This is a genomic window from Streptomyces sp. CG4 (genome assembly GCF_041080655.1).
Lineage (GTDB): Bacteria > Actinomycetota > Actinomycetes > Streptomycetales > Streptomycetaceae > Streptomyces.
In genome coordinates this window covers 7002761-7014465 of record NZ_CP163525.1, presented here as the reverse complement: position 1 = coordinate 7014465, position 11705 = coordinate 7002761, and the positions used below count along the sequence as shown (strand labels likewise).

General features: G+C 70.7%; 9 protein-coding genes. All 9 read right to left on the bottom strand.

What is annotated here, in order from left to right:
• Positions 1-61: 61 nt before the first annotated feature.
• The 9 genes from AB5L52_RS32025 to AB5L52_RS31985 all read right to left on the bottom strand — a co-directional run bounded on the left by AB5L52_RS32025 (position 62) and on the right by AB5L52_RS31985 (position 11616).
• Positions 62-856 carry a cell division protein FtsQ/DivIB gene (locus AB5L52_RS32025; RefSeq protein WP_369367352.1) on the bottom strand — a complete coding sequence of 265 codons (795 nt, stop codon included), beginning with the start codon at positions 854-856 and terminating at the stop codon, positions 62-64.
• A gap of 26 nt (positions 857-882) precedes the next feature.
• Complete coding sequence (gene murG / locus AB5L52_RS32020) at positions 883-1971, bottom strand: undecaprenyldiphospho-muramoylpentapeptide beta-N-acetylglucosaminyltransferase (RefSeq protein ID WP_351018007.1); 1089 nt, start codon at positions 1969-1971, stop codon at positions 883-885.
• A 6-nt stretch (positions 1972-1977) separates the two neighbouring features.
• Positions 1978-3354, bottom strand: coding sequence for a putative lipid II flippase FtsW (ftsW, locus tag AB5L52_RS32015; protein WP_351018010.1), 1377 nt, complete (start codon positions 3352-3354; stop codon positions 1978-1980).
• Between the two features lie 68 nt (positions 3355-3422).
• On the bottom strand, positions 3423-4865 hold the full coding sequence (murD, locus tag AB5L52_RS32010; RefSeq protein WP_351567797.1) for a UDP-N-acetylmuramoyl-L-alanine--D-glutamate ligase: 1443 nt from the start codon (positions 4863-4865) through the stop codon (positions 3423-3425).
• Positions 4847-5920, bottom strand: coding sequence for a phospho-N-acetylmuramoyl-pentapeptide-transferase (gene mraY, locus AB5L52_RS32005; protein ID WP_351018016.1), 1074 nt, complete (start codon positions 5918-5920; stop codon positions 4847-4849). Before mraY ends, murD begins: the two co-directional genes overlap by 19 nt.
• Positions 5917-7311 (bottom strand): UDP-N-acetylmuramoyl-tripeptide--D-alanyl-D-alanine ligase, encoded by a 1395-nt coding sequence (gene murF / locus AB5L52_RS32000; protein ID WP_369367351.1) that lies wholly within the window; start codon positions 7309-7311, stop codon positions 5917-5919. Before murF ends, mraY begins: the two co-directional genes overlap by 4 nt.
• Positions 7312-7339: 28 nt before the next feature.
• Positions 7340-8995: a UDP-N-acetylmuramoyl-L-alanyl-D-glutamate--2,6-diaminopimelate ligase gene (locus AB5L52_RS31995; protein WP_369367350.1), complete on the bottom strand. Its 1656-nt coding sequence runs from the start codon at positions 8993-8995 to the stop codon at positions 7340-7342.
• A gap of 39 nt (positions 8996-9034) precedes the next feature.
• Positions 9035-11002, bottom strand: coding sequence for a penicillin-binding protein 2 (locus AB5L52_RS31990; protein ID WP_351018025.1), 1968 nt, complete (start codon positions 11000-11002; stop codon positions 9035-9037).
• 5 nt (positions 11003-11007) lie between these two features.
• Positions 11008-11616, bottom strand: coding sequence for a septum formation initiator family protein (locus AB5L52_RS31985; RefSeq protein ID WP_351018027.1), 609 nt, complete (start codon positions 11614-11616; stop codon positions 11008-11010).
• Between the last annotated feature and the right edge of the window lie 89 nt (positions 11617-11705).

Sequence of the window (11705 nt, the reverse complement as noted above, 5' to 3'; positions counted from 1 at the left end):
TCACCCTATGTGATCAGCCGTAGCAGTGCCCAACCAGGGTGCTGGCCTGCGCTGATGTGCGTCAACTCCCTGATGACGCAGGGGCGGTGGGAACGCTGACGTCGAAGTGCCGCGCGCCGGGAGCTGCTTTCATGAGAGCCGTGAGGGTCCGTGCCTTGGCCCGGCCGTTCTCGCTGCTGCCCCATCCGACGGTGCGGCCGTCGGCCAACTCCAGCGAGATGTTGTCGTAGGAACGGACTTGGACGGTCCGGGTCTGCTGCGCCACGGCGGCCGGCAGCGCACCGGCGACCCGGACCGCCTCGCGCACCAGCCGGTCGGTGCCGAACCGGCGGAAGCCGGCGGCACCGGGACCCGTGCGAGAGACGGACAATTCCAGTGTCGGAACGGCTTTCGGCGCCTGTGAAACCGTGGCGAAACGGACACCTTCGTGGTCGACTTCGACGAAGTCCCCGCCCTTTCGGAGAAGCAGAACCGGAGTGCGCTCGGTCACTTTCAGACCGATTCCATGAGGCCAGGACCGGACCACATCAACAGTGTCAATTCGGGGCAATTTCCGGCGAAGTCGGACTTCGATGGCGTTCATGTCGACGGAAATCATCGGGGCCCCGACCGGCACGTCCGCCGCGTCGCGCACCTCGGCGGGGGTCAGGACATCCGTGCCGGACACCGAGACATGGCGGACGCGCAGCCATGCGGAGCCGTACAACACCCAGGTGCCACCGGCTCCGAGGAGGACGGCGACCACGGCCAGGATGACGATCGTACGAAGGCGCGCTCTTCTCCGTCCGCGGGCGGGCGGCGGGCCGGACGACTTCTGCTGGCGTTCACCGCGCTCGGCGGTCGTCGGTCCGGCCACGCTCACTGCCCTTTCGTCATACGGTCCTAACGGCGCGAGGCGATCGCCTCGTACACCATGCCGACGAGCAGCTCGTCGGCGTCCCGGCGACCGAACTCGCTTGCCGAGCGGGACATCTCGTACAGCCGGTGCGGATCGGCGAGCACGGGCAGCACGTTCTGCTGCACCCACTCGGGGGTCAGTTCCGCGTCGTCGACGAGGAGTCCGCCCCCGGCCTTCACCACCGGCTGGGCGTTCAGCCGCTGTTCGCCGTTGCCGATGGGCAGCGGGACGTAGGCGGCCGGAAGTCCCACGGCGGAGAGTTCGGCGACGGTCATCGCGCCCGCACGGCAGAGCATCATGTCGGCCGCGGCGTACGCGAGGTCCATCCGGTCCAGGTAACTTACCGGGACATAGGGGGGCATTCCCGGCATCTGCTGTACCTGCGGCAGTTCGTTCTTCGGGCCGACCGCGTGCAGGATCTGGATACCGGCCTGCTGCAGCCATGGGGCGACCTGCTGGGTCACCTCGTTCAGACGGCGGGCACCCTGGGAGCCGCCGGAGACCAGCAGTGTGGGCAGGTTCGGGTCGAGGCCGAAGCGGTGGCGGCCCTCGGGGCGGGAAGCGGCCCGGTCCAGCGTGGCGATGGACCGGCGCAGCGGGATGCCGATGTAGCGGGCGTCACGGAGCTTGCTGTCCGGCGTGGAGACGGCGACCCGGGCCGCGTACCGCGAGCCGATCTTGTTGGCCAGGCCCGGGCGGGCGTTGGCCTCGTGGATCACGATCGGCACACCGAGCCGCTTGGCGGCCAGATAGCCGGGCAGGGCGACATAGCCGCCGAAACCGACCACGACGTCCGCCTTGGTGCGCTCCAGGATCTGCTCGGCGGCCTTGATGGTGCCGCGCAGCCGACCCGGGACGGTGATCAGCTCGGGGGTGGGCTTACGGGGCAGCGGCACCGCGGGGATCAGCGCCAGCTCGTAGCCGCGCTCCGGGACGAGCCGGGTCTCCAGGCCGCGCTCCGTGCCCAGGGCCGTGATCCCCACGGTCGGGTCCTGCCTGCGCAGGGCGTCCGCGAGGGCGAGCGCGGGCTCGATGTGGCCGGCGGTCCCCCCACCGGCGAGTACGACATGCACCGAAATTCACCGCTCTCCGGACGAACGCGCCCTCGGGGCACGCCGTCGCATCGTGTTCCATCTCCGGGAGGCACCGGCCGGCCTTCCCGACCGAGCAGAGCCCCCGGCTCCCCGCTTTCTACCAAAGCGAGGTTGCCGCATCGCAAGCGCTGCCCGCGCAGCGGGTTCGTCGCGCGCGAAGGCGATCAGCAACCCAATGGCGAACATGGTCGGCAGCAGGGCGGACCCTCCGTAGGAGAACAGCGGGAGGGGGACGCCGGCGATCGGCAGCAGACCGAGCACCGCACCGATGTTGATCACCGCCTGGGCGGTGATCCAGGTGGTCACGCCTCCCGCGGCGTACCTCACGAAGGGGTCCTCCGTGCGTCCGGCCACGCGGATACCCGCATAGCCTAGAGCCGCGAACAGGGCGAGCACCGACAGTGTCCCCGCCAGGCCCAGTTCCTCACCGGTGACCGCGAAGATGAAATCGGTGTGGGCTTCCGGGAGTTGGCCCCATTTTTCCACACTCGCACCGAGACCGGAGCCGAAGAGTCCGCCGGAGGCGAGCGCGTAGATCCCGTGCACGGCCTGCCAGCAGTCGGCGACGCCCGTCCTGGGCTCGGTGGCGCCGATGCAGGCGAGCCGGGCCATCCGGTTGGGGCTGGTCTTGATGGCGACGAAAGCGAGCAGTGCGGCGATCTGCAGCACCATGGCGAACAGCCTGGTCGGCGCCCCCGCGAGCCACAGCAGGCCGAACAGGACCGCCGTGAGGATGATCGTCGTACCCATGTCGCCGCCGAGCATGATCAGCCCGAGCAGCAGGAAGGTGACCGGCACCAGCGGCACCAGCATGTGCTTCCATTCGGTCAGCAGCTTCTTCTCCTGCTTGCGCGCGATCAGGTCCGCGCCCCACAGCACCAGGGCCAGCTTGCCGAACTCGCTCGGCTGGATCTGGAAGGAGCCGCCGAGGGCGATCCAGTTCTGGTTGCCGTTGACCGTCTTCCCTATCCCCGGCACCTGCACCAGGACCATCAGGAAGACGGCGCAGGCCAGGATCGGATAGGCCAGCGCCCGGTGCAGCTTCACCGGCATGCGGGAGGCCGTGAACATCAGTGCGCCGCCCAGCACGGCGGCCAGCAGCTGCTTGCGGAAGAAGTACGACCCCGGCAGCGCCATCTGCAGCGCGGTGACCTGGGAGGCCGAGTAGACCATGACCAGGCCCAGCACGGTGATCAGCACGCTGCCGCCGAGGATCAGGTAGTAGGCGGTCAGCGGCCGGTCCCAGGCCTTCTTGGCGCGACTGCAGAACCGTTGCACGGGGCTGTCGCGCCGGGGCCGGGGGACGGCGGGCCGACGGGACGCCCCGGGTGCGGGCGGCCGACCGGTACGGCTACTGGGCATCGGCGCCTCCACTGAACGTCGACCGTCCCACGCGTCCCTCCCAAGATCCGCCCGGCGGGCGGCCGGGGTCAGGCTTCGAGTTCGCGGACCGCCGCCGCGAACGCGTCACCGCGCTGGTTGTAGTTGGTGAACATGTCCATGGAGGCGCAGGCCGGGGCCAGCAGCACCGTGTCACCGGGCTGCGCGAGCCGCTTCGCTTCCGTCACCGCCTGGAGCATCGCCTCAGTGTCGGTCCGGTCGAGGTCGACGACGGGTACTTCGGGCGCGTGTCGCGCGAGGGCCTCGCGGATCAGGGCACGATCGGCGCCGATCAGGACGGCTCCGCGAAGTCGCTTTGCCGACTTGGCGACCAGCTCGTCGAAGGTCGCCCCCTTCGCCAGACCACCCGCAATCCATACAATCGACTCATATGATGCCAACGAGGCTTCGGCGGCATGCGTGTTGGTGGCCTTGGAGTCGTCCACGTACGCCACCGCGTCGATGTCGGCGACGTGCGCGATGCGGTGGGCGTCCGGCCGGAAGGCCCTGAGGCCGTCGCGTACGGCCTGGGCGGGCACCCCGAAGGCACGCGCGAGGGCCGCCGCGGCAAGGGCGTTGGCGATGTTGTGCGGGGCCGGCGGGCGGACGTCGGAGACCTCGGCCAGCTCCTGCGCGTTCTTCTGCCGGTTCTCGACGAAGGCGCGGTCGACCAGAATGCCGTCGACGACGCCGAGTTGGGAGGGCGCGGGGGTACCGAGGGTGAACCCGATGGCCCGGCAGCCCTCCTCGACGTCGGCCTCGCGGACCAGGTCCTCGGTGGCCTTGTCCTCGACGTTGTAGACGCAGGCGACCCGATTGCCCTCGTAGATACGGCCCTTGTCGCGCGCGTACGCCTCCATGGAGCCGTGCCAGTCCAGGTGGTCCGGGGCGAGGTTGAGGACGGCCGCCGAGTGGGCGCGCAGCGAGGGCGCCCAGTGCAGCTGGTAGCTGGACAGCTCCACGGCGAGCACATCGAGATCGCCGTACTCCTCGCCCAGGACCGCGTCCAGCAGGGAGACGCCGATGTTGCCGACGGCGGCCGTGCGCAGGCCCGCGGCCTTCAGGATCGACGCCAGCATCTGCACGGTCGTGGTCTTGCCGTTGGTGCCGGTGACGGCCAGCCAGGGCGCCGCTTCGGGGCCGCGCAGGCGCCAGGCCAGCTCGACGTCGCCCCAGACCGGCACGCCCGCCCGCTCGGCCGCGAGGAACAGCGGCTTGTCCGGCTTCCAGCCGGGCGCGGTGACGATCAGCTCGGTGCCCTCCGGCAGGGACGCACCGTCGCCGAGGCGCACGGTGACGCCGAGCGCCGCCAGCTCCGCGGCCTGCTCACGCGCGCGTGCGTCGTCGCCGTCGTTGACGACGGTCACGATCGCCCCGCGCGCGTGCAGCACCTTGGCCGCGGGGACGCCGGAGACACCGAGGCCGGCGACGACGACGCGCTTGCCCTGGAAGTCGAAGGGCTCCGAGGTGGAGGTCACTTTTCCGCTGCCCATCCCGCATAGAAGAGGCCCAGTCCGACAATCACACAGATTCCCTGGATGATCCAGAATCGAACCACCACGAGGACCTCGGACCAGCCCTTGAGTTCGAAGTGGTGCTGGAGTGGCGCCATCCGGAAGACGCGCTTGCCGGTGAGCCGGAAGGAGCCGACCTGGATGACGACCGACATGGTGATGAGGACGAACAGGCCGCCCATGATGGCCAGCAGCAGCTCCGTGCGGGAGAGGATCGCCAGACCCGTCAGGACACCGCCGAGGGCGAGCGAACCGGTGTCGCCCATGAAGATCTTCGCCGGCGAGGTGTTCCACCACAGGAAGCCCAGGCAGGCACCCATCAGCGCGGAGGCGATCACCGCGAGGTCGAGCGGGTCGCGCACCTCGTAGCAGGCGGCCGGGTTGGTCAGGGTCTGCGCGTTGGCGCAGGACTCCTGGAACTGCCAGACGCCGATGAACGTGTAGGCGCCGAAGACGAGCACGGAGGCGCCGGTGGCCAGGCCGTCCAGGCCGTCCGTCAGGTTCACGCCGTTCGACATCGCGAGGATCATGAAGAGCGCCCAGACGACGAACAGCACCGGGCCGATCGACCAGCCGAAGTCCGTGATGAAGGACAGCTTGGTGGAGGCCGGTTTGTTGCCGCGCGCGTCGGCGAACATCAGCGACAGCACGGCGAAGGAGATGCCGACGATCAGCTGGCCGGCCATCTTCGCCTTGGCCCGCAGACCCAGCGACCGCCGCTTGACGATCTTGATGTAGTCGTCGAGGAAGCCGACGAGGCCCATGCCGAACATCAGGCCGAGGACCAGCAGGCCGGAGTAGGTGGGCGGGTAGCCGGTGATGAGCTTGCTCAGGAAGTACGCGGCGATCGTCGCCAGGATGAAGGCGATGCCGCCCATGGTCGGCGTACCGCGCTTGCTGGCGTGCTCGCGCGGGCCGTCGTCACGGATGTACTGGCCGTAGCCCTTGCGGGCGAGAAGCTTGATCAGCAGCGGGGTGCCGATCAGCGTCAGGAAGAGGCCAATGACTCCCGAGAACAGGATCTGCTTCATCATCGGGCGGCAACCTCGCCCTCGACGAGCGCCTGGGCCACGCTCTCCAGACCCACCGAACGGGACGCCTTCACGAGCACGACGTCCCCCGGGCGCAACTCGCTGCGCAACAGGTCGATCGCCGCCTGTGCGTCGGACACGTGCACCGACTCCTCACCCCACGAACCCTCGTTATATGCGCCCAGTTGCAGCCAGGAGGCCTCAATCCCCCCGACCGCGACGAGCTTGCTGACGTTGAGCCGGACGGCGAGCCGTCCGACGGCGTCGTGCTCGGCGAGCGCCTCGTCCCCCAGCTCGGCCATCTTGCCGAGCACCGCCCACGTGCGGCGCCCCTTGCCCATGGCCGCGAGCGCCCGGAGGGCGGCCCGCATGGACTCGGGGTTGGCGTTGTAGGCGTCGTTGACGATGGTCACGCCGTCCGGGCGCTCGGTGACCTCCATGCGCCAGCGGGAGAGGGTGCCCGCCTCGGAGAGCGCGGTGGCGATCTCTTCCGCGGACATGCCCAGCTCATGGGCGACGGCGGCCGCGGCGAGCGCGTTCGACACGTGGTGCTCACCGTACAGGCGCATGGTCACATCACATGCACCGGAGGGTGTGTGAAGCCTGAAGGACGGCTGTCCACTGTCCGTGAGTCGCACGTTCTCGGCGCGTACGTCCGCTTCGGCCGACTCTCCGAAAAGGACCACCTTCGCCTTGGTACGCGGGGCCATGGCCCGCACCAGCGGATCGTCGGCGTTGAGGATCGCCGACCCGTCCTCCGGAAGTCCTTCGACGATCTCGCCCTTGGCCTGCGCGATCTGCTCGCGGCCGCCGAACTCGCCGATGTGGGCGGTGCCGACGTTGAGGACGAGGCCGATCTTCGGCGGGGTCAGGTCGGTGAGGTAGCGGATGTGCCCGATACCGCGGGCGCCCATCTCCAGCACGAGGAACCGCGTCTCCTCGGTGGCGGTCAGCGCGGTCAGCGGCAGCCCGATCTCGTTGTTGAGCGAGCCGGGCGTGAACACGGTCGGCGCCTTGCGCTGGAGCACCTGGGCGATGAGGTCCTTGGTGCTGGTCTTGCCGGCCGAGCCGGTCAGGGCAACGAGGGTCGCGCCGAGCCGGCGTACGACGTGCCGGGCGAGGGCGCCGAGCGCGGTCTGTACGTCCTCGACCACGATCGCGGGCACGCCGACCGGCCGCGACGCCAGCACGGCCACCGCGCCCGCCTCGACGACCTGCGGTGCGAAGTCGTGGCCGTCCACGCGCTCACCGGCGAAGGCGGCGAACAGGCTGCCGGGCACCACCTCGCGGGAGTCCCGGACGACCGGACCGGTGACCTGGACGGACGGATCCGGTATGTCGTGCGTCTGCCCGCCGACGACTGCTGCGATCTCGGCGAGGGAGAGGGCGATCACAAGTTCATCCCCTGGGTCTTCTGGATTTTCATCCCTGGGTCTTCTGGATGGCTTCGCGGAGCACCTGGCGGTCGTCGAAGGGACGGACCACGCCGGCGATGTCCTGGCCCTGCTCATGGCCCTTGCCCGCGACCAGCACGGTGTCGCCGGCCTGGGCGCGGCCCACGGCGGCGGCGATCGCCGCGGCCCGGTCCTCGAAGAGGAGCACCTCGCCACGCTCGTGCGCGGGCACGGAGGCGGCTCCCTGGAGCATGGTCGCGAGGATCGCGAGCGGATCCTCGGAGCGAGGGTTGTCGGAGGTCAGTACGGCCGTGTCGGAGAGCCGGGCCATGGCGGCGCCCATCGGGGCGCGCTTGGTCCGGTCGCGGTCGCCGCCGCAGCCGAGGACCACGTGCAGCCGGCCCTTGGTGACCTTGCGCAGCGCCTTGAGCACCGATTCGACCGCGTCGGTCTTGTGGGCGTAGTCGACGACCGCGAGATAGGGCTGCCCGGCGTCCACGCGCTCCAGCCGGCCGGGGACACCCGGTACGGCGGCGATGCCGTCGGCGGCGGTCTGCGGGTCGAGACCGGCGGCGGCGAGGGCGACGACGGCGGCGAGGGTGTTCGCCACGTTGAAGGGGCCGGCGATCGGCGACCTGGCGTGGATCCGCTCGCCGTGCGGGCCGACGGCGGTGAACGTGGAGTCCATGGGGCCGACCTGGACGTCCTCGGCGCGCCAGTCGGCGTCGGGGTGGCCCTCGGCGGAGAAGGTGACGACCGGGACCGTGGCCTCCTCGGCGAGCCGGCGGCCGTACTCGTCGTCGGCGTTGATCACGCCGAATCTGCTGCGCTCCGGGGTGAACAGCTGCGCCTTGGCCCGGAAGTAGTCCTCCATGTCGGAGTGGAACTCCATGTGTTCCGGGCTGAGGTTGGTGAACACGGCGATGTCGAAGACACAGCCGTCGACCCGGCCGAGGACCAGGGCGTGGCTGGAGACCTCCATGGCGACCGCGTCCACGCCGCGCTCGCGCATGACGGCGAACAGGGCCTGCAGGTCGGTGGCTTCGGGGGTGGTGCGCTCGGACTTGATGCGCTCGTCGCCGATGCGCATCTCGACCGTGCCGACCAGGCCGGTGGCCTTCGCGGTCCGCAGCCCGCCCTCGACCAGGTAGGCGGTGGTGGTCTTGCCGGAGGTGCCGGTGATGCCGATCTGGAGCAGGTCGCGGCCGGGGTGGCCGTAGATCGTCGCCGCCAGTTCACCCATCCGCGCGCGCGGGTCGGCCACGACGAGGACCGGCAGTCCGGTCGCGGCGGCGCGCTCGGCGCCCGTCGGGTCGGTGAGCACGGCGACCGCGCCGAGGCCGGCGGCCTGGGTGACGAAGTCGGCGCCGTGCAGGCGGGCGCCCGGGAGGGCGGCGTACAGGTCGCCGGGGCGGACGGCGCGCGAGTCGTGGGTGATCCCCGTGACCTCGGCGGCGGCCTCCGGAGCGGCGGCACCCAGCTGACCGGCCAGTTCCGCGAGGGGTGTGGCGGAGACGTGAACCGGTCGCGGCGGTCCCGGATATGTCACGGAAGCGCCCTTCTGGGTGGTTTGGGACTGATCAGCGTGTGGCACGGCGGTGAGCGTACCGGGCGCACCCGCTCCGGAGCGAAGCGAGGGGCGGGGGGCGCCGTGGTTCCCGGGTTCCGGGGTGATCGTTGTCACGAGTTCGTTCCTGGTGTCCGGTGTGCTGATCGGGGCTGATCAGGGCTTGTAGTCGACGGGCAGGTTGGCGGCCGGCGCCCCGGTCGGCGGGACCTGGAGGGTCTTCAGGGCGAACTCCATCACCTGCTTGTAGATGGGACCGCAGATCTGGCCGCCGTAGTAGCTGCCGGAGGTGGCGTTCTGGATGGCGCAGTAGACGGTGATGCGGGGGTTGTCCGCGGGGGCGAAGCCGGCGAAGGACGAGGTGTAGCCGCGGTACTTGCCGGTGGCCGGATCCACACGGTTGGCCGTGCCGGTCTTGCCGGCGACGTTGTAGCCGGGGATGCGGGCCTTGATGCCGGTGCCCTGCTCGTCGTCCACCACGGACTCCAGCATCTGGGCGACCGTCCGGGCGGTCTTGTCGCTGACCACCCGCGTCTCCTGGGGCTTCGGGGAGGGGGTGAAGCGCCCGTCGGCGCCCTTGGTGCCGCGCACCAGGGTCGGCTGGATCCGGACCCCGCCGTTGGCGATGGTCGAGTACACGGAGGCGGCTTGCACGGCGTTGATGGAGAAACCCTGGCCGAAAGGAATCGTGTACTGCTGCGACGTGGACCACTTCTGGTACGGCGCGAGGATGCCGGGGGTCTCGCCGGGGAAACCGAGCCCGGTCGGGTTGCCGATGCCGAACTTGCGCAGATAGGAGTAGAGGACCTTGTTCGCCTCGGCCTGGGTCCTGCCGAGCTGGCCGGTGGCCAGGATGGTCCCGATGTTGCTGGACTTGGCGAGCACGCCGTTCAGGGTCAGGTACCAGGTGTCGTGGTCGACGTCGTCCTGGAAGAGGCGGTCGCCACGGTGCAGCCGGTTGGGTACGACCACGTGGGTGAGCGGGGTCGCGGCGTTCTCCTGCAGCACGGCCGCCATGGACATCACCTTGGCGGTGGAGCCGGGCTCGTAGGCGTCCTGCAGGGCCGCGTTGCCCATGGCCTCCGCGTCCGCCTTGGACAGGTGGTTCGGGTCGAAGCCGGGTGCGTTGGCCATGGCCAGGATCTGGCCGGTGCGGGTGTCCTGGACGACGACGTACCCGCGGTCCGCGTTGGACCTCTCCACCTGCTCGGTGATGGCCTTCTGCGCGGCCCACTGGATGTCGCGGTCGATGGTCAGCTCCACGTCGGAGCCCGGTACGGCGGGGGTCTCGTTGGACCCGGCCGTGGGCACCTCGCGACCGCCGGACTGGGCGTAGCGGATCTTGCCGTCCTTGCCGGACAGCTGTTTGTTCAGCGCCTGCTCGATGCCGCCGCCGCCCTTGCCGTCGGCATTCACCCAGCCCAGTGTCCCGGCGGCGAGCTCGCCGTTGGGGTACACGCGCTGGCTGCTGGGGTCGGCGAAGACGCCGGCCAGCACGTTGGCGGTGTTGTTGTCCGTCGCCGCCTTCGCGGCGAGCGCGTTCCTCAGGTCCTTGATCTGCTTCCAGACCTGGGGGGTCTGCCGGGTGGCGAGCCGGGTGTACCGGGAGTTCTTGTTCTTGGGCCGCAGCTTGTTCACCAGCGTGGCCTGGTCCTGCCCGAGGATCGGCGAGAGCAGCGCGGCGGCCTGCTCGGGCCCGTCGTCGATCTTCAGCTGCTTCCGGCTGAACATCGTGGGGTCGGCCGTGATGTCGTACGCGTCCTCGCTGACGGCGAGGGCCACCCCGTCGCGGTCGGTGATCCCGCCGCGCTCGGCGGCCAGCGTGTGCACGACATACCGGTTCTGCTCGGCCCGCGCGGCGTACGCGCTGGCATCGACGGCCTGCACCTGGAGCAGCCGTACGACGAAGGCGAGCAGCACCAGGGTCAGCACGAGGCTGATCATGCGCAGCCGGGGCCGCGGGTTGCCGAGCCGGAGGGTGCGCTGGCCCGAGAACCGCGCACCGCTCGGCCGCCGCACCGGACGCGCCCCGGGCCCGGGCTGGCGCCGCGCGGCGCCACTTCTGGGCCGCGGTGGCTTGGCGGGCCCGGGCACACGGCGACGCGGCGCTTCCCTGTCGGACACTTCCGTCACCTGCCGGGGGTCGGGGTGGGGATGGGCTGGGGGATCGAGGGCGGCGGGGGGACGGCCGCCGCCGGGGCGGGGAGCGCGGGGACGGGCTGGGGGCCGGTGCGGGCGGACGGCCCCTGGGCCGGTGCGGTGGAGGGGAGGGGGGACCCCGTCGCGGCGGCGGGGAGGGCGGCCCCTGTCGCGGAGGGAGCGGGGGACGGAGCCAGGGTCTCGGGGGCGACCGGGGCGGAGAAGACGGCGGAGCGGGGGGCGGCGCTCGGGACGCCCAGGACCTTGCCGTCGGGGCCGAGGAAGGCCGGGTCGCCGCCCGGGACCATGCCGAGTTCGTGGGCCCGGCGCTGGAGGGCGTCGGGGGACGAGTAGGCGTCGATGTCCCGCTGCAGAGCCTGTTCCTCGTCGGTGAGGCTCCTCGTCCGCTTCTGCAGATCTGCCAGTTTGAACGAGCCTTCACTGAGCGCGGAGTTCAGCACCAGCAGCCCGATGAGGCCGCCGCCGAGGAGCAGGACGACGAGGAGGACGAACGGGGTGCGGGCGGCCTGGGCCCGGCCGGCCGGGAAGAGCCGGGCGAGTCGCGCGGCCCGCCCCCTCAGTTGGGGTTTCCTACTCACGGCTCCCCCGGTGGGTTCGGGGATCCAACCGACTCCCTCTGAGAGTCCGGGAATCCGGCCGGTCCCCCCGATGAGTCCGGGAATCCAGC

Coding starts and splice junctions, on each gene's coding strand:
- ftsW (WP_351018010.1), bottom strand. CDS start 3,354: ATGCCCAGTAGCCGTACCGGTCGGCCGCCCGCACCCGGGGCGTCCCGT.
- murD (WP_351567797.1), bottom strand. CDS start 4,865: ATGGGCAGCGGAAAAGTGACCTCCACCTCGGAGCCCTTCGACTTCCAG.
- mraY (WP_351018016.1), bottom strand. CDS start 5,920: ATGATGAAGCAGATCCTGTTCTCGGGAGTCATTGGCCTCTTCCTGACG.